The sequence below is a fragment of the Serratia sp. C2(1) genome (genome assembly GCF_036352655.1).
GTDB classification, from domain to species: Bacteria; Pseudomonadota; Gammaproteobacteria; order Enterobacterales; family Enterobacteriaceae; genus Serratia; species Serratia inhibens.
The window spans coordinates 3,250,857-3,272,583 of sequence record NZ_JAZFBA010000001.1 but is presented as its reverse complement, the minus strand read 5'-3'; the positions used below and the strand labels follow the sequence as shown (position 1 = coordinate 3,272,583).

Annotated in this window: 21 protein-coding genes and 1 tRNA gene; 8 read left to right on the top strand and 14 right to left on the bottom strand. The window is 58.8% G+C overall.

Translation table 11 applies throughout. The features are described from left to right. Positions 1 to 35 precede the first annotated feature (35 nt). Positions 36 to 791 (bottom strand): hydroxyacylglutathione hydrolase, encoded by a 756-nt coding sequence (gloB, locus tag V2S86_RS15375; RefSeq protein ID WP_330763107.1) that lies wholly within the window; start codon positions 789 to 791, stop codon positions 36 to 38. Between the two features lie 45 nt (positions 792 to 836). Between gloB and V2S86_RS15370 the strand changes: the two genes are divergently transcribed. Next, complete coding sequence (locus V2S86_RS15370; protein ID WP_330763106.1) at positions 837 to 1,556, top strand: class I SAM-dependent methyltransferase; 720 nt, start codon at positions 837 to 839, stop codon at positions 1,554 to 1,556. Here the strand turns inward: V2S86_RS15370 and rnhA are convergent. Then, entirely contained in the window at positions 1,553 to 2,020 is a 468-nt protein-coding gene (gene rnhA, locus V2S86_RS15365) for a ribonuclease HI (protein ID WP_006323762.1), read from the bottom strand. The genes V2S86_RS15370 and rnhA overlap by 4 nt on opposite strands. Positions 2,021 to 2,092: 72 nt before the next feature. Here rnhA and dnaQ point away from each other — a divergent pair, with 72 nt between their 5' ends. Together dnaQ and V2S86_RS15355 are read left to right on the top strand one after the other, a co-directional pair. Beyond that, on the top strand, positions 2,093 to 2,833 hold the full coding sequence (gene dnaQ, locus V2S86_RS15360; RefSeq protein ID WP_004948987.1) for a DNA polymerase III subunit epsilon: 741 nt from the start codon (positions 2,093 to 2,095) through the stop codon (positions 2,831 to 2,833). Positions 2,834 to 2,979: 146 nt separating this feature from the next. Next, positions 2,980 to 3,056: transfer RNA gene (locus V2S86_RS15355), tRNA-Asp, on the top strand. A gap of 46 nt (positions 3,057 to 3,102) precedes the next feature. Here V2S86_RS15355 and V2S86_RS15350 read toward each other — a convergent pair. After that, complete coding sequence (locus V2S86_RS15350; RefSeq protein WP_330763105.1) at positions 3,103 to 4,563, bottom strand: NCS1 family nucleobase:cation symporter-1; 1,461 nt, start codon at positions 4,561 to 4,563, stop codon at positions 3,103 to 3,105. 166 nt (positions 4,564 to 4,729) lie between these two features. On the opposite strand from V2S86_RS15350, the gene V2S86_RS15345 reads away from it, so the two are divergent. Genes V2S86_RS15345 through puuE form a run of 3 tightly spaced genes read left to right on the top strand, consistent with a single transcriptional unit; the run spans position 4,730 to position 7,177 of the window. Continuing rightward, complete coding sequence (locus V2S86_RS15345; protein WP_330763104.1) at positions 4,730 to 5,479, top strand: GntR family transcriptional regulator; 750 nt, start codon at positions 4,730 to 4,732, stop codon at positions 5,477 to 5,479. Further along, a complete protein-coding gene (gene hpxA, locus V2S86_RS15340) occupies positions 5,476 to 6,219 on the top strand; it encodes an allantoin racemase (protein ID WP_330763103.1) in 744 nt (247 codons plus the stop codon). The genes V2S86_RS15345 and hpxA overlap by 4 nt, the downstream gene beginning before the upstream one ends. Before the next feature lie 19 nt (positions 6,220 to 6,238). Next, the gene (gene puuE / locus V2S86_RS15335) at positions 6,239 to 7,177 is read left to right on the top strand and encodes an allantoinase PuuE (protein WP_330763102.1); all 939 of its coding nucleotides are present in this window, start codon (positions 6,239 to 6,241) and stop codon (positions 7,175 to 7,177) included. 55 nt (positions 7,178 to 7,232) lie between these two features. Here puuE and V2S86_RS15330 read toward each other — a convergent pair whose 3' ends face one another. From V2S86_RS15330 to V2S86_RS15310, 5 genes are read right to left on the bottom strand one after another with little or no spacing between them, the layout of a single operon-like run. Beyond that, positions 7,233 to 9,428: a TonB-dependent siderophore receptor gene (locus V2S86_RS15330; RefSeq protein WP_330763101.1), complete on the bottom strand. Its 2,196-nt coding sequence runs from the start codon at positions 9,426 to 9,428 to the stop codon at positions 7,233 to 7,235. 35 nt (positions 9,429 to 9,463) lie between these two features. Beyond that, positions 9,464 to 10,792: a lysine N(6)-hydroxylase/L-ornithine N(5)-oxygenase family protein gene (locus V2S86_RS15325; protein WP_330763100.1), complete on the bottom strand. Its 1,329-nt coding sequence runs from the start codon at positions 10,790 to 10,792 to the stop codon at positions 9,464 to 9,466. After that, positions 10,789 to 12,537: an aerobactin synthase IucC gene (gene iucC / locus V2S86_RS15320; RefSeq protein WP_330763099.1), complete on the bottom strand. Its 1,749-nt coding sequence runs from the start codon at positions 12,535 to 12,537 to the stop codon at positions 10,789 to 10,791. Before iucC ends, V2S86_RS15325 begins: the two co-directional genes overlap by 4 nt. Continuing rightward, complete coding sequence (locus V2S86_RS15315) at positions 12,534 to 13,484, bottom strand: GNAT family N-acetyltransferase (RefSeq protein ID WP_330763098.1); 951 nt, start codon at positions 13,482 to 13,484, stop codon at positions 12,534 to 12,536. The genes iucC and V2S86_RS15315 overlap by 4 nt, the downstream gene beginning before the upstream one ends. After that, on the bottom strand, positions 13,481 to 15,226 hold the full coding sequence (locus tag V2S86_RS15310) for an IucA/IucC family protein (RefSeq protein ID WP_330763097.1): 1,746 nt from the start codon (positions 15,224 to 15,226) through the stop codon (positions 13,481 to 13,483). The genes V2S86_RS15315 and V2S86_RS15310 overlap by 4 nt, the downstream gene beginning before the upstream one ends. Before the next feature lie 137 nt (positions 15,227 to 15,363). On the opposite strand from V2S86_RS15310, the gene V2S86_RS15305 reads away from it, so the two are divergent. Together V2S86_RS15305 and V2S86_RS15300 are read left to right on the top strand one after the other, a co-directional pair. Next, positions 15,364 to 16,587 carry an MFS transporter gene (locus V2S86_RS15305; protein WP_330763096.1) on the top strand — a complete coding sequence of 408 codons (1,224 nt, stop codon included), beginning with the start codon at positions 15,364 to 15,366 and terminating at the stop codon, positions 16,585 to 16,587. A gap of 5 nt (positions 16,588 to 16,592) precedes the next feature. Further along, the gene (locus tag V2S86_RS15300; RefSeq protein ID WP_330763095.1) at positions 16,593 to 17,477 is read left to right on the top strand and encodes a siderophore-interacting protein; all 885 of its coding nucleotides are present in this window, start codon (positions 16,593 to 16,595) and stop codon (positions 17,475 to 17,477) included. A 9-nt stretch (positions 17,478 to 17,486) separates the two neighbouring features. Here V2S86_RS15300 and V2S86_RS15295 read toward each other — a convergent pair whose 3' ends face one another. From V2S86_RS15295 to V2S86_RS15270, 6 genes are all read right to left on the bottom strand, one after another. Next, positions 17,487 to 17,777 (bottom strand): type II toxin-antitoxin system RelE/ParE family toxin, encoded by a 291-nt coding sequence (locus V2S86_RS15295; protein ID WP_330763094.1) that lies wholly within the window; start codon positions 17,775 to 17,777, stop codon positions 17,487 to 17,489. After that, positions 17,765 to 18,043 (bottom strand): CopG family ribbon-helix-helix protein, encoded by a 279-nt coding sequence (locus tag V2S86_RS15290; protein ID WP_166728990.1) that lies wholly within the window; start codon positions 18,041 to 18,043, stop codon positions 17,765 to 17,767. Before V2S86_RS15290 ends, V2S86_RS15295 begins: the two co-directional genes overlap by 13 nt. 85 nt (positions 18,044 to 18,128) lie before the next feature. After that, positions 18,129 to 18,515, bottom strand: coding sequence for an oxalurate catabolism protein HpxZ (gene hpxZ, locus V2S86_RS15285; RefSeq protein WP_004949013.1), 387 nt, complete (start codon positions 18,513 to 18,515; stop codon positions 18,129 to 18,131). A 3-nt stretch (positions 18,516 to 18,518) separates the two neighbouring features. Beyond that, positions 18,519 to 19,919, bottom strand: a complete 1,401-nt coding sequence (locus tag V2S86_RS15280; protein WP_330763093.1) for an AtzE family amidohydrolase — start codon at positions 19,917 to 19,919, stop codon at positions 18,519 to 18,521. Continuing rightward, on the bottom strand, positions 19,916 to 20,107 hold the full coding sequence (hpxX, locus tag V2S86_RS15275) for an oxalurate catabolism protein HpxX (RefSeq protein ID WP_330763092.1): 192 nt from the start codon (positions 20,105 to 20,107) through the stop codon (positions 19,916 to 19,918). The genes V2S86_RS15280 and hpxX overlap by 4 nt, the downstream gene beginning before the upstream one ends. 24 nt (positions 20,108 to 20,131) lie before the next feature. Further along, entirely contained in the window at positions 20,132 to 21,718 is a 1,587-nt protein-coding gene (locus V2S86_RS15270) for a gamma-glutamyltransferase family protein (RefSeq protein WP_330763091.1), read from the bottom strand. Positions 21,719 to 21,727 lie beyond the last annotated feature (9 nt).

The following is a 21,727-nucleotide window of genomic DNA, read 5'->3' as shown; positions in this document are numbered from 1 at the left end:
CATACTTTGCTTCGTCAAATAACACAACTAAAAGCTCAGAAGTTATCTTTCCGCAGGCGTAATTCGGAAAAAACCGAATGAAGGTGGTCTGGTGGCGTATGAAAGCCTAATTTCTTTTGTAAATCAGTGTCATGGCATCGTAAAAATAGGTTAATTTTACGCTCTGTTTGTAGCTTTGTAGGGATGCTGGGGTGACCTTTTGCCCTTAACGCTTCGACTTGTTGTTGATATGTTTCAATCTCTCGATCTTCCGGCAAAATAGCCCGCGCAAACTTAAGATTTGAAAGAGTATATTCATGCGCGCAGCAAATTAAGGTGTTATCGGGAAGTTGCGCGAGTTGTTGAAATGCGTTGTACATTTGCTCGGCCGACCCTTCAAACAGCCTGCCGCAGCCGGCAGAGAAAATCGTGTCTCCGCAGAACAGATAAGGTGCGCTATAGAATGCCACATGGCCCAGCGTATGTCCGGGAACCGCGATCACGGCGTATTGGCGGCCGTTGATTTCGATCGTTTCGCCGTCATGAACGATGTGATTTGTTCCTTTGTCGGCCGTTTCCTGCGGGCCATAGACCTTCAAGCCCGGATAGCGTGCCGCAATTTGCGCTACGCCGCCAACGTGATCGTGATGATGGTGAGTCAAGAGAATAGCATCGGGCGTCAGATTCAGGCGCTCCAACGCGTCAAGCGCCGGTTGCGCTTCACCGGGATCGACCAGGACGCAATGCCCTTGTTGGTTATCCAATAACCAAATGTAATTGTCCTGGAAGGCGGGAATGCTGATAAGATTCATGTTGGACCCTCATGTTGGCAACGGCTTGAAAGAAGATAATAAATCATGAAACCAGCCCATACTTTAGAAAAGCTCGCCGGCCCACAGACTTGGGCAGAGATGCCGTGGGGGGAATACTATCGTGAGGCGCTCGAGCGCCAGTTGCAACCCTGGTGGTCGAAGCTGTTCGGTTTTCACCTGCTGAAACTCGGTAACCTCAGCGCCGGTCTGGCGACCGACAAGTGCGCCATTTCGCATCAGGTGAATGTGAGCCTGAAAGGGGAAAACCTGCAGGTGCTGGCGGATGCCTACCAACTGCCGTTCGCCGCCAAATCGGTGGATGCCTGCCTGCTGGCGCATACGCTGTCTTATGCCGACGATCCGCACCGTATGCTGCGTGAAGTCGATCGCGTGTTGATTGATGACGGCTGGCTGGTGATCAGCAGTTTCAATCCGTTCAGTCTGTTGGGATTGGGCAAGCTGGTGCCCGGATTGCGCCATCGTCAGCCCTATGTCAGCCGCATGTTTACCCAAATGCGCCTGTTGGACTGGCTCAGCCTGTTGAATTATGAAGTGCTGCATCAGGCGCGTTTTCATGTACTGCCGTGGCAGCGCAAGGGCGGGACGTTTTTAAGTACGCATTTACCGGCTCTGGGGTGCATGAGCGTGATTGTCGCGCGTAAACGCACCTTGCCGCTAACCCCAACGCCGATGAAGGTCGGGGCCAGAAAACCGGCTCTCAGCCGTGCCGTCGGCGCGACCAAGAGTTACCGCAAACTGCCTTAATTTTCCGGTTTGTAACCCACGTCATCCTGGGTGGGGTTGCCCGCCGCATCGCGTGCCAGCACGTCGCAGCGTTCGTTCTCCGGGTGGCCGGCGTGGCCTTTGACCCATTCCCACTTGATGGTGTGGGTCTGAATAGCCAGGTCCAACCGCTGCCAAAGATCGACATTTTTGACCGGTTTTTTATCGGCGGTTTTCCAGCCACGCTTTTTCCAGTTATGGATCCAACTGGTAATGCCCTGGCGCACATACTGGCTGTCGGTGCTCAGCGTCACTTCACAGGGGGCGGTCAGGGCTTCGAGCGCGACAATCGCCGCCATCAGCTCCATGCGATTGTTGGTGGTCAGGCGGTAGCCCGCACTGAAGGTTTTCTCAACTTGCTTATAGCGCAGTATCGCGCCGTAACCACCGGGGCCCGGGTTGCCAAGGCAGGAACCGTCGGTGAAAATTTCTACCTGTTTGAGCATCTCTGGTAGACTCTTCCTATCAGTTTTATAAAAGCCAAGTCTGACATAAACGAGCGCTGTGAGCACTGCAATATGATCTCTACAACCACCAGACAGATTGTCCTCGATACCGAAACCACCGGTATGAACAAACTCGGGGTGCATTACGAAGGCCACCGCATCATTGAAATTGGCGCAGTGGAAGTGATTAACCGCCGCCTGACCGGCCGCCACTATCACGTTTACGTCAAACCGGACCGGCTGGTAGATCCGGAGGCTTACGGGGTTCACGGCATCAGCGACGAGTTCCTGGCGGATAAGCCCACGTTCGACCAAATCGCCGATGAGTTCATCGACTTCATCCGCGGCGGTGAGTTAGTCATCCATAATGCGTCGTTCGACATCGGCTTTATGGATCACGAATTCCGCATGTTGCAGAAGGGGCTGCCGAAGACCGACACCTTCTGCACCATCACCGACAGCCTGTTGATGGCGCGCCGCCTGTTCCCGGGCAAGCGCAACAACCTTGACGCCCTGTGCGGCCGTTATGAGATAGACAACAGCAAGCGTACGCTGCACGGCGCATTGCTCGATGCCGAGATCCTGGCTGAAGTTTATCTGGCGATGACCGGCGGCCAGACGTCGATGGCGTTCCAGATGGAAGGCGACACGCAGCATAACGACTCGACGCAGGATATACAGCGCATCGTCCGTCCGGCGACGGCGATGAAAGTGGTCTATGCCAGCGATGCAGAAGTGGTTGCCCATGAGGCACGGCTGGATTTGGTGGCGAAAAAGGGCGGTAGTTGCCTGTGGCGTGCGGAAGCGGAATAACGGCGTTCCCGGCATGAAAACGCGCTTTTTAACCGCCTTAGCTGAAAAACTGCGCAAACGGTTAATTTCGTAAGAAAAAGGCATTGACGGAACAGAAACTCAACCGTAATATGCGCCTCGTTCCTCTCGCAAGAGTTGAACGGCGCGGAGCGGTAGTTCAGTTGGTTAGAATACCTGCCTGTCACGCAGGGGGTCGCGGGTTCGAGCCCCGTCCGTTCCGCCAACATTAAGAAGCCCTGAGTTAGCAATAACTCAGGGTTTCGTTGTTTTTAATCTTTGCTCAATTGCGTATCGGCAAAGGTTACCGACTGATTGGCTGCCCATTCGCGGCGAGCAATGATCCGATAGCATCCCCCACCCAGTGCGGCACCGATAAACCAGCTAAAGTTAGCCACCTCATGCAGGCTGGGCGTAAAGCTGATCGCCAGCCCGATAATCACCGACGGAACCAGCGCCCAGATGGCGTTCGGGTTAAAACCGTTCTTATACCAATAACGCCCTCCTGGCGTAGCGTTGTACAAATCGTCGACGTGCAGCTTGCCGCGTTTGATGATGTAAAAATCCACCAGCAAAATGCCGAATAACGGGCCGATAAAGGCCGCCAGCACGTCCAGCGTGTAGTGGATCAACTCAGGTGACTGGAACAGATTCCAGGGCGTCAGCAGGAAAGAACCTACGGCGGCGATCATCCCGCCGGTGCGGAAACTGATTTTCTGCGGCGAACAGTTGGAGAAATCAAACGCAGGCGACACAAAGTTGGCCACGATATTGATGCCGATGGTGGCGACAATCATGGTCAGCAGGCCTAGAGCCACGGCGATATCGCTGTCGAGACGGGTGACGGTTTCGATCGGATCGGTGATCAGCTGACCGAACAGCGGCAGGGTGCCGGAAACGATCACCACGGTGACCAGAGAGAACAGCAGATAGTTGAACGGCAGGCCCCAGCGATTGCCGCGCTGCACCTCGGCAAAGCTTTTGCCGTAACGGGTAAAGTCGCCGAAATTCAGCAGCGGGCCGGAGAAGTAAGACACTACCAGCGCAATGGCGGTCAGCATCAGCCAACCCTGCTCGCCGGCGCTCAGGTTTTTGCTCGCCAGGGTGAGGGAAAGGTTGGAGAAACCGACGCGGTATACAATCCAGCCGGCTAAAGCGAACATCACCACATACACCGCCGGCCCGGCGATATCGATAAAGCGCTTAATCGCCGCCATGCCGTGCCAGAACACCATTGCCTGCAATAGCCACATGGTGATGTAGCAAACCCAGCCAAGCTGCGACAGCCCGAGGAAATGCGGTTGGGTCATCGGCTCCAGCGACGGGAAGAATTTCAGCAACGTCAGCATCAGCGCATTGGAAGCCAGATAGGTTTGTATACCGTACCAGGCGAAGGCGATCATCCCGCGGATCACCGCCGGAATATTGGCGCCGAACACGCCAAACGCCTGGCGGCTCAGCACGGCGTAAGGCACGCCGCCAAGCTGGCTGGGTTTGGCGACCAGGTTGGCGCAAAACTGCACGATACAGATCCCCACCAGCAGGCAAATCAGTACCTGCCAGCTAGACAGACCGAGAGCGAAGAAGCTGGCGGCTACCACATAGCCACCCATGCTGTGTACATCCGACATCCAGAAGGAAAAGATGTTGTACCAGCTCCAGTTCTGATCGCGCGTTGGCGCCAGATCGTCGTTACACAGCTTTGGGCTGTAATTTTCATTAGGGTTTGGCATAAATCGTGCTCCTCTCAAGAACATCACCCGGATGTGGTTATCTGTTTTTTGGCAAAGATTGCTGAGAAGGCTTTTGCAGGATTCAGGCCATATTGTTCTTTTTTGTATACAAAATATCTGCATCTTGTATACGATTTGATTCTCTAACGGTACAGGGAGCAGCAAAATGATCGGCACGACGATCGGCGCCAACGCCGCGTGGCGCGGGCAACAAGCCACTTATTTCACTGAAGATAAAGACGATCATATTTACAACGAGCTGGTGAAGGCGATTGTCGAACACCGGCTGCTGCCCGGCAGCAAATTGCCGGAAGAGGCGTTGGCGGAGACCTTTGGCGTCAGTCGCACCGGGATCCGGCGGGTGCTGCAGCGCCTTGCCGCAGTGCAGCTGGTTACCCACCTGCCCAAGCGTGGTGCACAGGTGACAACGCCGGGGCAGGATGAGGCGGCGAACGTTTTCCAGACGCGCAAAATGCTGGAGTGCGCCAATTTGCCGTCAGTGGTTGCCGCCTGTCGCGAAGAACATCTGCTGTCGATGGAAGGCATAGTGGCGCAGGAACAGCAGGCGCACCGCGATCAGGACGGCGCGGCGGCCATTCGTCTGTCTGCCGCCTTTCACGTTCAATTACAGGCGATTGCCGGCAATCACGTACTGACCGAAATGGTTTCGCAGCTCACGCTGCGCTCATCACTGGTGATTGCCGTTTACGGTGCACCCTGGCAGCAGGGTTGCCGTTGCCATGATCACAACGATCTGCTGGCGCTGTTGCGCCGCAAGGACTGCACGGCGTTGGTAGAGCACATGGCCCGCCATTTTGACGATATTGTGGCGAACCTGAGATTTCATGACAGTGCGGATGAAACCCCTGATTTTGCCCGTATTTTTGCCAAAACCGGTTTGCAGGAGCCTTTATGACCGCCGATTGCATCATCCAGGTTATCAACCCGAATACCAGCCGGGCCATGACGGCGACCATTGCCGGCGCTGCCCGCGCCGTGGCCGCGCCGGGCACCAAGATCCTGGCGGTTTGTCCGCAAGAGGGGGCGCCGTCGATAGAAGGCCATTTCGACGAAGCGATTGCCGCGATCGGTGTGCTGCAACAGGTCAAACTCGGCCGCGAAGCCGGCGTCAGCGGCCATATCATTGCCTGTTTTGGCGATCCGGGCCTGCTGGCGGCGCGTGAGCTGGCAAACCGGCCGGTGGTGGGCATCGCCGAGGCGGCGATGCATATGGCGACGCTGGTAGCGACGTGCTTTTCTATCGTCACCACGCTGCCGCGCACGCTGATCATTGCGCGCCACTTACTGCATCAATATGGGTTTGAGCGCCATTGCGCCGCGCTGCACGCTATCGATCTGCCGGTGTTGACGCTGGAAGATGGCAGCGGTCTGGCTCAGCAGAAAGTACGCGAACAGTGCATTAAAGCAAAGCAACACGACGGCAGCGGGGCGATCGTGCTCGGCTGTGGCGGCATGGCCGATTTGGCTCGTGAACTGACGCAGGAGCTGGGGATCCCGGTGATCGACGGCGTCAGCGCTGCGGTGAAAATGATCGAGTCGCTGCATGCGCTGGGCCTGAGCACCAGCAAGCACGGCGATCTGGATTTCCCGCTGGTCAAACCCTTGTCCGGCATGTTTGGCAGTTTTAACGGGTAATCGGCAGAGAGAAGCAGCGATGAAAGAGTATGACTTCAATAAAAAGTATCCCCGTGATTTGATGGGCTATGGCGGCCGGCCGCCGCATGCCCGCTGGCCGGGGCAGGCGCGTATCGCAGTCCAGTTTGTACTCAACTACGAAGAAGGCGCGGAAAACAACGTATTGCATGGCGACGCCGGTTCCGAACAGTTCCTGTCCGATATCATTGGCGCGGCCAGCTACCCCGAACGGCATATGTCGATGGAGTCGCTGTACGAGTACGGGTCACGCGCCGGGTTCTGGCGTATCCATAATGAATTCCAACGCCGCGGTCTGCCGTTGACGGTGTTTGGCGTGGCGATGGCGCTGGCGCGCAATCCGCTGGTGGTTGAGGCGATAAAAAACGCCAATTATGATGTGGTCAGCCACGGCTGGCGCTGGATCCACTATCAGAATATGGACGAAGCGACCGAACGGCAGCATATGCAGCGGGCGATCTCGGTACTGAGCGATCTGTTCGGCAAGGCGCCGCTCGGCTGGTATACCGGCCGCGACAGCCCGAATACCCGTAGGCTGGTGGTGGAACAGGGCGGTTTGCTGTACGACAGCGACTATTATGGCGACGATTTGCCGTTCTGGACCGAAGTGCAGTGCGCCAATGGCGAGAAAAAACCGCATCTGATCGTGCCTTACACGCTTGAGGCCAACGACATGCGTTTTGCTTCGCCGCAGGGTTTTAATACCGGCGAGCAGTTCTATACCTACCTGAAAGACAGCTTTGACGTGTTGTATGCCGAAGGGGAAGCGTCGCCGAAGATGCTGTCGATCGGCATGCACTGCCGCTTACTGGGGCGTCCGGGCAAGTTCCGCGCGTTGCAGCGGTTCCTGGATTATGTCGAGCAGCACGATCGGGTCTGGGTATGCCGGCGGCAGGATATCGCCGAACATTGGGTGGCGCAGCACCCTTTCAAAAAATAACCCGTGCCGGCACGGGTCGATTGATGAGGGCGCCGTAGAGGCGCCCTCATCAGGATCAGAACAGCACGGAGTAGTTCAGACCAAAGGTGCGGCCACGGCCTTTATAGCTGTACAGCTCTGGCGAGCCGTAGGTTGGGCTGTAAAGGATCGGCGCACGCTGGCCCCAGACGGTGGTGTAATTCTTGTCCAGCAGGTTTTCCACGCTGAAGCTGACTTTCCCCACCGGCAACGCGTAGCTGCCGAGGAAATCGAGGGTGTTGTAACCGTTGATTTTATTGCCATCGGCATCCGATACATCGAACGTTTGCTGCGACTGCATGCGAAGATTCCAGTCGCCCGGAGCCCAATTGACGTAGGCGGTGGCTTTCGACGGGCTGGCGGTGTCGACGGTCAGCTTCTCCCACTTGCCGTCGGTTTTGGTTTCCGATTTGATCACGTTAAAGGTGGTACCGGTGCTCCATTCGCTGTTATCGAAGAAGTAATCCACCGCACCTTCCACCCCGTAAATCCGGCGTTTATCCGAATCCAGGTTGATGGTCATGTCGGTTTTGTTGATCGAGATGGTTTTATCCGACAGCGAGTAGTAGGCAGCGACCTGGGTACGCAAGTTATCGCCGGTATAACGCCAGCCCAACTCGTAGGAGTTAACCTTGATGCCTTCCAGTTTGGAGTCATTAACGTTGACGCTCTTTTGCAACTGATAATGCCCGTCGACCAGCTTATAGGTGCCCGAACCGTAATACTTCGCCAGATCCGGGATCTCAAAGCCTTGCGAGAAGTTGAACCACGCCTGCTGACGTTCGGTCAGGTGTGCCAGTAAACCGGCGTTGAACAAAACGTTGTTGTAGTCGGTTTTGCCGCCCGGCACCGCATCGGCGGAGTTCGCCAGACCGTTGGCGATCCCTTGTTGCTGCGCATAGCCGACAAAGTCGTCCACCTTGTTCTCGGTGTATTGATAACGTACGCCGCCGCTGAGGGTAAACATCGGGTCGATGTCGTAGCTGGCTTGCAGGAACGGCGCCAGGTTGGTGGTGGTATAGCCAGGGTAGCGACCGACGTTATAGGCATTTTCCAGAGTCATACCGCCGGACTGCTGTGCCTTGGCCAGATTAAAGAACTGCTGGTTGGCGTTGAAGCTCTCGTGCTCGGCGTCGACGCCGTAAGTCAGCGTCAGGGCGTCAATCGGTTTGCTGTTCAGTGTCAGTTTGCCGCCGTAAAAATCGGTTTTTTGCTGTGAAGCACCGATGCTGGTGACCTTGCCGCCGGCCAGCGTCGGGAACGGATAGAAGGTCAGCGACTCGTCGCGATAATAGACCTGCGCCACCAAATCCTGGCCCCAGAAATCGGTGTTGGAATACTGCAGGTTAATCAGATGGCGTTCGGTGCCAGGTATGCGATCCGAATTCAGGTTGCTGCCATTGGAGGCCTGGCCTGCACCGGTCACGGCCGAGAAATCTTTCCCCAGATACAGACCGTGCTTGCCGTCTGACTCGCTGTTGAAATACTGCGTCGTCACCTGCAACTGCTGGTGATCGTCAATGTTAATGGTGCCGGTACCCATCACGTCGATACGATCGGAATATTGCAGCCCGGTCTGGGTGTTATCAATCAACACCTCATTGCCTTTGCCGTCGTACCAACCGCCGTAACGCTGATAAGAGAGCGACAGACGGCCCGAAGCGTTGTCGTTGCCGCCGCTGACCGCCGCCGACACATTCTCGTCGTGATCGTTATGGCCGCCGAAACCGGTTTTTCCGCCCACCTGCAGCTCAACCTGTTTCTCTTTTTGCCCTTTCTTGGTGACGATATTGATCAGGCCGCCGGTGCTGCCGCCGCCATACAGCGAGGTAGCGCCGGAAATCACCTCAATGTGTTCGATGTTGAACGGATCGATGGAGTCCAATTGGCGGCTGTCGCTGCGCGAAGAATTCAAACGCACGCCGTCGATCATCACCATCATCGAACGGCCGCGCATGTTCATGCCGTAGTTGGTGCGGCCCTGGCTGCTGACATCCATGCCCGGGATCAGTTGCGCCAGGATATCTTTGATCTCCTTGCCGCCCTGAACCTGTTGCTCAATTTCCTGGCTTTCAATCACCCAGGTGGTTTGTGCCATCTCCGCCACGCTGCGGTGCGAACGGCTGGCGGATACCACCATTTGATCTTCGCTTTTTTGTTCTTCTGCCCAGGCCGCCGGCGCAAGCATCGCCAGCAGGCAAGGGTTCAATACCCAAAGGTGTCTGCGTTTCATCGTTATTTTTCCAGTGTTCCCATGTTGGTGTGCAATTAAAACTCGGTGTAATTGAGCATGACGTGTTCAGCGTGGGCCGGGGTGGCCGGTTGCTGACTGCGCCATTGGATCACAGCCGGGGTGGACGTTAAATCGAACTGGTCGCGTCCTAAAGCCCGGTTGAGAATGCGTGCCGACCGCCAGGCCATCAGGCTGAGCTGGGGTTCGGCGATGCCGTGGCTGTGCATGCCGGCGTTGACGGCAAACAGGCAATTTTCCTGCGGGCCTTGCCACTCGAGGGTGAAATCGGGGGCAACGCGGTATTGCTCATCGGCCGTGGTCAGCAGACGCTCCGCCAGCGGGGCGAGGAACGCCGGACGATCCTGCTGATAACCGGTGGCGAAGATCACCACATCGGTATCGAACGTTTCTTTGCCCTGATCGAGGTGGTGATGGGTCACCAACCGATAGCCGTTACCCTGAGCGTGGATCGCCGCCAGCGAACGGCTTGGCAGCAGGCGTGCCCAGGGTTTTTCACGCAGCACTTCAAACTGGTGATACATCGCGCGGTAGATGGCCAGCAGCGAATCGCTGGTGATGCCGTCGGAGGTCATTTTCTGCTCGGTCAACATGCGTTGCTTGGCGCTGTCGTTCAGGCCATAAAAGCTGTCGACGTAGTCCGGCGTGAAGTACTCGTTGGCGAACGCCGCTTCATCCAGCGCATTGTAGTTATTGCGGCGCGAGATCCAGTTCAGTTGCGCCGGTTGGCCCCACTCGGCGCGGAAAATGTTCAGGAACAGATCGGCGCCGCTCTGGCCGCCGCCGACGATGGTGACGCGTTTGCCGGTCAAATCCGGGTTGCGCAAGGTCATCTCGCTGGCGTGGAAGCAGCGGTCGTTTTGCTCGGTAACGCAGTCCGGCAGTTTGATGCGTTTGCCGATGCCCAGGCAGACATGGCGCGCCCGGTAGGTAGCGCGCTGGGTGGTGACGACAAACTGGCGCTGCCGATCGTCAAAATCCACGCTCTGAATATCCTGGCTAAACTCGAGCGAACTCAGCCCGTTGGCGGCCCAGTCGAGATAATCGGCGAACTCTTCGCGCGACACCGTACGCAGCTCGGTGGTCAGGAAACGGTAGAATTTCTTCCTTTTCACCAGGTAGTTAAGAAAGCTGTACGGATTGGTGGGCGACACCGCGCTGACCAAATCTTTCAGGAAGCTGGTCTGCATATGGCAGTCCGGTACCATCATGCCGGGGTGCCAGGAAAAGTGCGGTTTGCGCTCCAGGAATTTGCCGTTAAAGCCGGCGACTTCACTGCCGAGTGCGGCGATGCTGAGGTTGAAGGGGCCGATGCCGATGCCGATGAAATCCAGAGGCTGATTCATTGGGCAAACTCCTTGGTGACCAAATAAAGAGGGTTATCCAGATCTTGCAGATAGTTTGGCAACATGCGGCTGCCGCCATCCTGCTCCGAATAGGTGAGTTTCACCGGGTTGAGCACCACGCGAATAATTTGTGGTTTGAATAAATCAAAGAGGGCAAAGCGTTCTGCCATGTCCGGGTGCTGCGCCATGTAGCGCTCCAGCACCTGCGCCAGCAGTTGATAGAAACGGGATTCACTGACCCCGCAGGCCTGCATCAGCGGCGAGATAAAACGCAGCACGGTGACGAAATGCCCGGTTTGCAAATCATGGATCAGATAGTCGGCGGACAGGCGTACGGTAACGTCCTTCACCACCTTCGGCAGCGAGGCCGCTTCCGGGAAGTCCTGATCCACCAGGCGCATATCGCCCTGGAAGTCTTTCAACAGCACCCGTTGCGGCACATGGTCCTTCATCACCAGCGTGATGTTTTGGCCGTGGGCGATCAGGGCTACGCCGTAACGGCACATCAGGTGGTACATCGGCAGCACCACCACACTGAACATCTGTTGCAGCCAGGCCTCGGCGCTCAGGCCGGACCGGGCGATGTAGGCACCGATCAGCGGCTGGCCGTGGTTATCGGTTTCCATCAGCGTGGCCATCAGAATGGCCTGCTCGTCGTCCCGCAGATAGCACGACGGGTTTTCGCGCCAAATAACCCCCAGCATTTCCTGATAGCGATAGGGCGCCTTGGCCAGAGCCGCGTAGGTTCGGTGCGTCATATAGCCTGCGGCCGGCTCGCCGAGGATCTCGGCACCGCTGGCGCGCAGCGTACTGTCTTCGGCAAACACCTGCTGCAGCCAGCGGGAGGCGGCCGGCCCGGCGCTGATGTATTTGCCCGGAATGCCGCGGTAACACGAGGTGTTGTAAATGGTCAGCGGCAGCTTGATGTCGAACGCTGAACGGCGGCTGACGTTGGTCAGGGTGCGCAATGATTGCTGTGCCAGATAGCTGTCGCCAAACTCGCCCAGTTCGACCAATTCCCCTTCGGCCAGCTGCGGCAGGAAGTGCAACGCGATTTTTTGCTGCCACTGCCACGGGTGCAACGGCACCGGGATCCAGTCATCGTTCAGCTTCAGTTCACGCCAGCGGCGGTCAAAGCGTTGGCGTTCATCGCCTGTCATGGCGCTGTCGAGCAGGTTTTCCAGCGGGTAGTTATCGTCGGCACACCACACAAAGCTGCCGCGTTTGGCCGCGACCCAGTGCAGCCGGAACTGGCCCTGATATTCGGGGGCATACTGCTGCAACGCGGTCAGACCCCAGCCGCGACGGCCTTTGTTGAAGATAAACTTGGGGTGACCGGCCAGCAGGCATTGCAGCGCGTCGGCGTCGAGCGCAATCAGATCTTGTGCGCTCATGCCGTGGCGGGCGGACAGCAATTGCATATCACCGCGCAGCGTGGCGTACAGATCTTCCAGGTGTTCGGCGATCTGCGCGTCGTCCATTGTCAGCACCTGCGCCAGCTGGCGCAGCGTTTGGTCGGCCGCCAACGGCTGGCGATCGCAGGCCAGGCTGGCGGCGTCGATGTGTAGCCAACCCCAGATGCCGCGCTCGGCGCTGAAGGTATAACTGGCGTCGCCCAGTGCGATGCGCCATTGGCCGTCATGTTGTTCGGCGCGCAGCGCGCGTTCGTACTCCAGCTCGGCCAGGATCTTGGCGATCATCTGGCGGTTAACCCGTTGCCAGTTGGCGTAATCTGCGGCGTTCATAAGCAAATCTCCCGGAAGAATTCATCGCGCTGATTCATGATCAGACGCGAGCGCTTATGCGGAAAATCGAACTCTTTCACTGTGTGGTAACCGGCAGCCGGCAGATGGCGGAACAGGCGCTGGTTGTCGGCGCGCGGCTCGGCGACCACCCGCGTGGTGCGCGGTTCATCCAGATACAGGTAATGGGTCAGGCCGCGCAACCAGCTGCGGATATAGTGCGCGCCACGGCGATCTTCTTCGCCGACCAGCATGTGCAGCCCGCGATCGAACGGCTGCCAGCGGTAGTGGCGGCCAATGCGGTCTTCAGGCGCCCAATAGACTTCGAAATAACCGAACGGGCGATCGTCGAAGCACCCCAGCAATGGATAGCAGTAGCTGGAATCCAGTTGGCGTTGCAGGTAGGCGGCCTGTGTCTCGAGCGGGCCGCTCATTTCCCAGAATGCATAGACACGCGGTGAATTCATCCAGCGGGTGAATTGCCCGGCATCGCGTTCTACTTCCGGCAGCCGGAAACTCAACGTCTGTTTAAGCTGCGGATCATAACGGCGATAGACCTCGCCATTGGGCCGCGTCGGGCGTTGCGGGTACCACAGGCTGCGTTCGGCGTCATACTGCATCTGGGCGGCGGTACGGTTGCGTTCAGCGCCCAGCCACAGCGGCAACTGATAAAACGTCTCGCGTGCCAGATAGTCGCCGCTTGCCAGTGCGAACAGCGCCTGCGCCTGCGGCTCTTCGCGCCATTGCGCATAGGGCAGCGTGACGCCGCTCAGCTGCGGTGCGGCTATCAGCAATTGGTCCAGCGCCTGCACCAGCCAGCCTTGCGGCAGCGAACCGGGATAGTGCAACACCGCACTGCCGTCCAGACCCAGACCGAGTTGCAGCTCCTTTTCCAGCCGTTCACAACGGAAACCGCTGCCGGCATGCATCAGTTTGGCGTGCGGCATCATTGGGCGGCTCCCTGGCGCAGCGGATTGACGAAATCAAAGTAGATCACCGCCGGATCGACGATGGTGTTTTCGTTGTGGTCGTGCAGATAACAGAAGAAGTTGCCTTTGCAGTTCCAGTGGCTGCTGTCGAGCACGTAGTCCAGGCACAGGGTATTTTTGGCCGTGTCGCGCAGGCCGCTCAGTGCGTCGCGCACCCGAGCCATCAGGCTTTCTTCCGTATCGAAACCGGCGGCAGCCAGCGCGGCGGTCACCGCCAGGCTGGAGTTCACCAGCAGGTAGTAAGGGAAATAGCGCAGCAACTGCTGTTCGCTGAAGCGGTTTTCCGCGTCGGCTTCGCCGATCTCTTCCAGCCACGGCGCGGCATCGCGGGTAAAGCCGCTGCCCTGGCAGTCGCGGTATAGCATGCCGATCGGCAGATCCTGCTGCATCTCCACCAGAATGTTTTGCTGGTGGGCCAACAGCACCAGCCCGTAATCGGCTTCCGTGCTGAACAGCGGCAGCAACACCTGTTGGCAGTAAGCGTCCAACCAGGCATGGGCGGCCTGTTTCAGCGGCAGATTCAGGCGGGCGGCCAGACGGCGCACTGCGGCGGCCAACAGGCTGTCACCGCCATCCGGCGCCGCCTGCGTGAGCGTTACCAGCACGTTGGTTTGGCTGTGCGGCTGGTCGAACAACAGGTTATCGCGCAGTGCCATCAGGCTTTCTTCCTGGACAGCGCCGTCCGCCGAACGCAGGCCGGCCCAGCCGTCTTCCTGCATCACGCGGAAGGTCGGATAGCGCGCCTGAAGCTCTTGCCAGCGCGGCGTTTGCGCCAGCCGGGCCAGACGGATACCGCGTTTTACTTCTTTAACCGACAGGGTGCGTACCGAGTTGGTCAGGCGCACGCTGAGGGAGAATTTGATCATGTCGCGGTTACCGGCGCTGTACAGCGAGCGCGAGGAGCTGGTCGGCAGCCAGCGCTCGCCGGCTTCGCCCAGGTCGCTCAGCAATCCCTGTGCCGCCAGATCCTGGCACCAGGTCTGCGTCAGCAGATGATCGGCCTGCCACGGATGCATCGGCAGCAGCCAGACGTCATCGGTAAAATGCGCCAGCAGCTGCGGAGCGCTTTCGGCGGCAAAGCGCTGCAGGCGTTGTTGCAGCGTCAGGTTCAGGCTGTCGCCGCACAGGTAGCGCTTATCGACGGCAAACCAGCGCAGCGGGAAGCTGGCGGCAAAGTCCGGCAGATAGCGACGCGCCTGCTGCTCGTTGAAGGGTTCATGGGATTTCGGCGCCGGGTGGAAGGCGTGGCCGACCAGCAGAGCCTGCTCCGCTTGGGCAAAGTTCAGCGGCTTGTCGCGCAGTGAAGGCCAGTCCAACCGGACCTCAATGGCCTGGCGGGTATTATCATGACTTTCCAGTACCCGCTGGCGGAAACGTGCCAGGACCTCATCGGACAGCTCACCTTTTATCGCCGGTTTCTCCAGCAGCAGGGTGACCAGTTGCTCCAGGCTCAGCGCCACGCCCGCGCCATCGTCTTGCTGATGCAGACGGGCAGGGAAAAGATACTGATGATGTTGCGTGGGAGAAGTATGGCGTAAGGCAATACGAATAGCCTGGGTAGATGACAGCGGAATGTTGAGTTGCGGATACTGTTGGTGGCCGGCGGCCGGAACGATTTGCCAGTCCCGGGTTTCACGCATCAGTGCGTTGAGAAAACATTGGGCAGCCACGTCGGTCGCCGCGGTTTCAAACTGGAGAGTCATGATCCGATTTTCGCTAAGAATCAATTGAGAATGATTCTTATATCAATAGTATTTATTATTATCAATCGTCTTATGATACAATTTTCCAATGATTTTTTCATAACGATATAATTTCATTAACGGTAACCTTACTTTTGATGAGTATTTCACCTTCCGCTAAATCTCTCGCACCTGGGAATACGTCTCCTTCAAACTGGCCATTGGCGCTGTGCGCCGGTCTGTTGGGCATCGGGCAAAATGGCCTGCTGGTGGCGTTACCGGTGTTGGTCAGTATGACCCACTTGTCACTTTCCGTCTGGGCCGGGCTCTTGACGCTCGGCTCAATGCTGTTTCTGGTCGGTTCCCCCTGGTGGGGACGACAGTCTGAAGTTCGCGGCTGCAAGTTTGTCGTGACGATGGCACTTGCCGGTTATTTGTTCAGTTTCGCTTTACTGGCATTGGCCGTTTGGGGGCTGGCGGCCGGCTGGCTTTCGCCGATGGTGGGGTTGGGCGGCCTGATCGTTGCGCGCGTTATCTATGGGCTGACGGTATCCGGCATGGTGCCCGCCAGCCAAACCTGGGCATTGCAACGCGCCGGCTACGAACAGCGCATGTCGGCGTTGGCGACCATCAGTTCCGGGCTGAGCTGCGGGCGCTTGCTGGGCCCGCTGTGCGCCGCGCTGGCGTTGTCTCTCCATCCGATGGCACCGCTGTGGCTGATGGCCATCGCGCCATTGATCGCTTTGCTGGTGGTGTGCCGCCAGCAGAACGATCCGCCGTTACCGCCGGTGGCGCAGCAGCAAAATCGCCTGCGTCTCACTATGGTGCCTTATCTGCTTTGCGCGCTGTTGCTGGCGGCATCGGTCAGCCTGATGCAGCTCGGCCTGGCGCCGCATCTGACCCGTTTGTTCAACCACTCTGCCACGACCGTCAGCCACCATGTCGCCGTGTTGCTCAGCGTCGCGGCGGCCTGTACGCTGCTGGCGCAGTTCCTGGTGGTGCGTCCGCAGCGATTCAGCGCGCCGCAATTGCTGTTGATTGCGGCGGTATTGATGGTGGCGGGATTAGGCTTGATGTGCACCCAACCGCTGGCGCTGTTCTACCTCGGCTGCGCGCTGGCTTCCTTCGGCGCGGCGATGGCGACGCCAGGTTATCAGCTGATGCTGAACGATAAATTATCCACCGGCAAAGGTGCCGGGGCTATCGCCACCAGCCATACGCTGGGCTACGGTCTGAGCGCGTTGATGGTGCCGGTGGTGGCAAGGTTTTATGGTGAGTCGCAGCTGATTGCAGCGGCTCTGATGATGGCCGTCCTGCTGGGCGGCATCAGCGGCTGGCTATGGTGTCGGCAGCGTATCCAGCTACATTCTGCGGGAGAGTAACAGATATGTCCGGCGCATCAAGTTACCGAATTTTTGATATCACACTGAAAGTAAAAGAAAACGTATCGCCTTCCTTGCTGCGTTGCGTTTTCGAAGGCCCGGACGTCCACCGCATGAAGCTGGAGGCGCCGGATCAGCGCATCAAACTGCTGTTCCCGGCCGAGAATGGCCAGATCACAGGGCTGGAAAACAGCGATGACTGGTACAGCCGCTATATGGCGATACCGAAAGAGCAGCGCCCGATTATGCGTACTTACACGCTGCGAGCGCTGCGCGCTGAACACAACCAGATGGACGTCGAGTTTGTGCTGCATGGCGTGAACGGCCCGGCCTCCGCCTGGGCGACGCATGCCAAACCGGGGGATGCCCTTCAGGCGGTCGCCCCCAATGCGGATTTTGACGGCGACAGCGGTGGCTACGAGTGGGCGCCGCCGGCGCATCTGCGGCAGGCGCTGTTGATTGCCGATGAAACGGCGGTGCCGGCGGCGATGGGGATTCTGGAACAACTGGCGCGGCAGGCCAATCCGCCGCAGGTGCAGGCGTTCTTCGAGGTGCCGCTGGCGAGCGATTGCCTGAATATGGACCGCTTCCCGTTCGCCGAGGTGTATTGGTTGCCGCGTGACGTCGGGCACCAGAAGATGCACGGCACGCTGCTGGTGGAATCGGTGCGCCAGCGGGTGAGCATTCCTGAATCGGCGCGCGCGCAAGCGCAGTCGTTGACGGAAAACAGCCTGGGCGGCGAACTGCTTTGGGAGCGCGCAGAGGGCGCGGAGGGCTTCTATGCCTGGGTGGCAGCGGAGTCTTCTGCGGTGAAGGCGCTGCGCCGCTACCTGATCGGCGAACGCGATCTGGACCGTTCCACCGTTAACTTTATGGCGTACTGGTGTTGAGTCTCGGCATCAAGACCCGGTTGCGCTTTGGTGGCGAATAGCCAAAATAACGGCGGTTACACCGTTAAACCGATACAGAACAAGATAACCGCTATTGCCGAAATCGATAGGCCACTCCCTGAATTCAGGCGCCATATCTTTAGCGGGACGGCCAATATTGGGTTGGTGCGCTATTATTTTGATGCTGTTACGAATAGTGGCGACAGCGCGCTTTGCCGAATTGAGATCCTTCTCAGCCAAAAATCGATAAAGCCGCTGTACATCCAGCAGCGCCGTTGGCGTCCATATCAGTTGTGGCACCCGGGTATCTCCGTATCGTCACCTTTTTCCAGATCGGAGAGCCAGCCGTCGGCCTCGTCCTGAGTCAAATGTTTACCATTGGCCTGATAGGTTTCCCATGCCTGCAATGCATCGTTGCGAACAGCCTCGCGTTTTTCTTCACGCTCGACATATTCACGAATAGCTTCACGCATAATCCAGTGTGCGCTGCGCTGGTGGGCAGCGGCAATGTGTTGCACCCGTTGCTTAAGCTCATCATCAATTTTTATCGACGTAGCAGTAGCCATAAGTAGCCTCAGTTAGTTAAAGGTAATACCTTTAACTACTATACGGCTCATGGCGTCAGGTTGTCCAATTTTTGCGCACGGTGACTTATTCTGCCATCACACTCACATGCGCGGCCACGATGCGCCAGCCGCAGGCCAGCTTGACCCAGGTTTGCATCTGGCGGCCGACGCGTTCGCTGCCCGGGCGGCGAAACTCGGTGCTGGCAACCGCCATATCATCGCCGTAGGTGGTAATGACGGTGTTCTCCAGGAGGCGATCCAACCCTTGCGATGGCCGTTGCCGACGGAAATCGCGGATCTGATCGATGCCGTACAGGTTTTCCGTCGCCCCGTAGCGAACGGTACGCCCGTCGTGCCAGAACAGCTCATCCAACACGTCAATATCATTGCCGATCAGCGCCTGTTCGTAGCGATAAAACGCGGCGTTCACCTCAGCCAGCACCGCCGGCCGGTCGATATATTCACTTTTCATTCGTTAACCCTGTTTTGCCGGTAAAGAACAGTTCGCCACGCCGCGTTGCTCGAGCGCATAGGCGGCACGCAGCGCCAGATCTTCACGCCACGGCGGGGCGATAAGTTGCAGGCCGATGGGCAACCCCGAGGCGGTTTTCAGCGGCACCGTCACCACCGGCAGGCCAAGGAACGAAATCGGCTGCGTCAACATGCCCATGCTGGCGCGGATCGGCAGATCGGCGCCGTTGATGCGCATCGTTTCCTGGCCAAGGCCGGTAGCGCTGCACGGCGTTGCCGGGGCGATCAGAATATCCCAGTGTTCAAACAGCGGCAGTACTTGCTGTTGGAAATGGGCGCGGAAGCGCTGCGCCTGCACATACCAGGCAGCGGGCAGCATGGCGCCTGCCAAGAGTCGCTCACGCGACAGCGGCTCAAAGCGTTCCGGCTGGCTGCGCAACTGCGGCAGATAGTGATTGCCCCCCTCGGCGGCGCTGATGATAAACGCCGCCGAACGCGCCAGTTCAGCCTGCGGCAGCTCAACCTCGGCACAGGCCTCCAGCGCCATCGCGACCTGTTGCACTGCGGCTTTGGCGTCGTCATTGCACCACTGCTGGAAATAGCCTGCGAGCACCGCACAACGCAACCCCTGCTGGCCACGCGGCAGTAGCGATTCGGTTTGCGTGATCGGTTTTTCCGCCTGAAAGCGGTCTTCGATATCGGTGCCCTGCATCACGTCGTACACCGCCGCCAGATCGCGCACCCGGCGGGCGAAAGGTCCCACATGATCCAGGCTGGCGACAAAAGGGTGGCTGCCGCTGCGCGACAGGCGGCCGAAGGTCGGTTTCAGCCCGTAAATGCCGCACAGCGATGAGGGTACGCGGATCGAGCCGTTGGTGTCGCTGCCGAGCGAGAAGGTCACCAGCCCGGCGGCGACCGCGGCCGCCGAGCCGCCGGAAGATCCGCCGGCAATGCGCGTGGTGTCGTGCGGGTTGCGGGTTGCGCCGTAGTGGCTATTTTCGGTGGTAAAGCCGTAGGCGTAGGCATCCATGTTCAGCATGCCGGAGAGCAGCGCGCCTTGTGCCGCCAGTTTGCTCACTGCCCAGGCGTCTTGTTTGGCGGGTGCGCGGTCGCTGAACAGGCTGGCACCGGCCAGAGTGGTTTCGCCGGTGACGTCGAACAGGTTTTTCACCGCGTAGGGGATGGCTGCCAGGCTCGGCAAGGTTTGCCCCTTGACGCGGATGCGATCGAGGTGATCGGCTTCACTCAGCATCCGCTCGCGGGTGATGTGGGTATAGGCGTTCAGTGAAGGGTTGAGCCTGTCGATATTCTCCAGCGTTTGCTGGGCGATTTCGCGCGCGGAAATCGCCCCCTGTTTAAGGGCGGCGCGGATCTCGGCGATCGATAATGCGCTTAACGGATTCATGCGCGATACACCCCGGCAATCTCCAGGCGTTGATCGAGCGGGAAGGCCATCAGCGGTTCCGCCATCGCGGCGATGCGGTTGAACTGAGTCAGCAGTTCCTGGCGGCGCGCGTCATCCATTTCCAGGGCCAATATCGCCTCCATCTGGCTGATATAGGCCGCCCAGTCGATAGCAGGCAGGTTGTTCATAGATATTCCCCTTTAACATGGTGGCTAAAAACCGGCGGCGCTGCCGTTGCTGCGCGGGTCAAAAGCGCCTTCGAGCATGCCGTTGGTATGACGAACGATGGCGCCGGCATGGCCGACCGCTTCGCTGAAATCGGGCAGCAACTCCACCTCATGGCCGCGCCGGCGCAGATAGTCCACGGTTTCGGCGCTGAAACGACCTTCCAGCTTCAAAGAGTCCGAGCTTTCGCCCCAGGTGCGGCCGAGCAGCCAGCGCGGTGCGCTGATGGCCTGTTGCAGCGGTAACCCTTGCACCACATGGCGGACAAATACCGCGGCCTGGGTTTGCGGCTGGCCATCACCGCCCATCGATCCATAGACCAGGGTACGTCCGTCATACAGGCGTGCGGCGGCCGGGTTAAGGGTGTGGAACGGCTGTTTACCCGGTGCCAGGGCCAGCAAATGGGCGGCATCCAGGCTGAATGACGCGCCGCGGTTTTGCCACAGCACGCCGCTGTGCGGCAGAACGACGCCGCTGCCGAATTCGTGATAAATGCTCTGAATAAAGGATACCGCCAGACCGCTGCTGTCCATCACCCCCATCCAAACGGTGTCGCCCGGGCCTTTGCCTTTCCCCCAGGCGGCGGCCTGGTGGGGATCGATGCGTTTGGCCAACGCATCCAAATGTTCGGCCTCCAGCAGCGCCTGCGGATCCTGCGTCATATGGCGAGGATCGGTGATGAATTGATCGCGCAGGCCGAAAGCCAGCTTGGTGGCCTCCACAATGCCGTGCACCACGGCACCTTCGCTTTGGCCGGCGAGCGGCAGCCGATCGGTCAGCCCGAGAATTGCCAGCGACACCAGGCCCTGAGTGGGCGGCGTCAGGTTGAAGACTTCACCTTTCTGATGCTCCAGCCGCAGCGGCGTGCGGCGGCGCGGTCGGTAATCCGCCAGATCCTGCGCGGTGAGCGGCATGCCCAGCCGGGCCATATCCGTCGCCATGCTGTGCGCCAGCGGGCCGCGATAGAAACTGTCCAACCCGTCTTCGGTCAGCGCGATCAGGGTATCCGCCAGCTGCGGTTGGCAGAAACGTTGACCGGCGTGAGGGATTTCCCCGTGCGGCAGGTAAGTGCGGGCAAAATGTTCCAGGTCCGCCAGCTCATGATACTTGCTGCGGGTGGCGGCTTCCTGCGAAGCGGTGACCGGAATGCCGTCCGCTGCATAGCGAATGGCGTCGGCCAACAGGCGTGGCAGTGGCAACTGTTCTCCGCCCAATTCGGCAGAGTAATCCAGCGCGGCTTGCCAGCCGCCGACGGTGCCGGCCACGGTCAGCGCCGCCTTTGGCCCGCGGTGCGGAATATGGCTTTCGCCGGCGTAGAAATCCAGCGTAGCCAGGGAACCGGCGGCACCGCTGGCGTCAATCGCGACCGGATCGCCCTGCGGCGGAACAATCAGCCAGAAACCGTCGCCGCCCAGGCCGTTCATGTGCGGGTAAACCACCGCGATAGTGGCGGCTGCGGCGACCATCGCCTCGATGGCGTTGCCGCCTTCGCGCAGGACCGCCAGCGCGCTTTCGCTGGCGAGGTGATGCGGCGTGACCGCCATGCCCAATGGCGCGGTGTTGCTGTTAATCATTTCTTGGCC

Bases quoted from the DNA above. Each gene is read 5' to 3' on its own strand.
- gloB (WP_330763107.1), bottom strand. From the start codon at position 791: ATGAATCTTATCAGCATTCCCGCCTTCCAGGACAATTACATTTGGTTA.
- V2S86_RS15370 (WP_330763106.1), top strand. From the start codon at position 837: ATGAAACCAGCCCATACTTTAGAAAAGCTCGCCGGCCCACAGACTTGG.
- rnhA (WP_006323762.1), bottom strand. From the start codon at position 2,020: ATGCTCAAACAGGTAGAAATTTTCACCGACGGTTCCTGCCTTGGCAAC.
- dnaQ (WP_004948987.1), top strand. From the start codon at position 2,093: ATGATCTCTACAACCACCAGACAGATTGTCCTCGATACCGAAACCACC.
- V2S86_RS15350 (WP_330763105.1), bottom strand. From the start codon at position 4,563: ATGCCAAACCCTAATGAAAATTACAGCCCAAAGCTGTGTAACGACGAT.
- V2S86_RS15345 (WP_330763104.1), top strand. From the start codon at position 4,730: ATGATCGGCACGACGATCGGCGCCAACGCCGCGTGGCGCGGGCAACAA.
- hpxA (WP_330763103.1), top strand. From the start codon at position 5,476: ATGACCGCCGATTGCATCATCCAGGTTATCAACCCGAATACCAGCCGG.
- puuE (WP_330763102.1), top strand. From the start codon at position 6,239: ATGAAAGAGTATGACTTCAATAAAAAGTATCCCCGTGATTTGATGGGC.
- V2S86_RS15330 (WP_330763101.1), bottom strand. From the start codon at position 9,428: ATGAAACGCAGACACCTTTGGGTATTGAACCCTTGCCTGCTGGCGATG.
- V2S86_RS15325 (WP_330763100.1), bottom strand. From the start codon at position 10,792: ATGAATCAGCCTCTGGATTTCATCGGCATCGGCATCGGCCCCTTCAAC.
- iucC (WP_330763099.1), bottom strand. From the start codon at position 12,537: ATGAACGCCGCAGATTACGCCAACTGGCAACGGGTTAACCGCCAGATG.
- V2S86_RS15315 (WP_330763098.1), bottom strand. From the start codon at position 13,484: ATGATGCCGCACGCCAAACTGATGCATGCCGGCAGCGGTTTCCGTTGT.
- V2S86_RS15310 (WP_330763097.1), bottom strand. From the start codon at position 15,226: ATGACTCTCCAGTTTGAAACCGCGGCGACCGACGTGGCTGCCCAATGT.
- V2S86_RS15305 (WP_330763096.1), top strand. From the start codon at position 15,364: ATGAGTATTTCACCTTCCGCTAAATCTCTCGCACCTGGGAATACGTCT.
- V2S86_RS15300 (WP_330763095.1), top strand. From the start codon at position 16,593: ATGTCCGGCGCATCAAGTTACCGAATTTTTGATATCACACTGAAAGTA.
- V2S86_RS15290 (WP_166728990.1), bottom strand. From the start codon at position 18,043: ATGGCTACTGCTACGTCGATAAAAATTGATGATGAGCTTAAGCAACGG.
- hpxZ (WP_004949013.1), bottom strand. From the start codon at position 18,515: ATGAAAAGTGAATATATCGACCGGCCGGCGGTGCTGGCTGAGGTGAAC.
- V2S86_RS15280 (WP_330763093.1), bottom strand. From the start codon at position 19,919: ATGAATCCGTTAAGCGCATTATCGATCGCCGAGATCCGCGCCGCCCTT.
- hpxX (WP_330763092.1), bottom strand. From the start codon at position 20,107: ATGAACAACCTGCCTGCTATCGACTGGGCGGCCTATATCAGCCAGATG.
- V2S86_RS15270 (WP_330763091.1), bottom strand. From the start codon at position 21,718: ATGATTAACAGCAACACCGCGCCATTGGGCATGGCGGTCACGCCGCAT.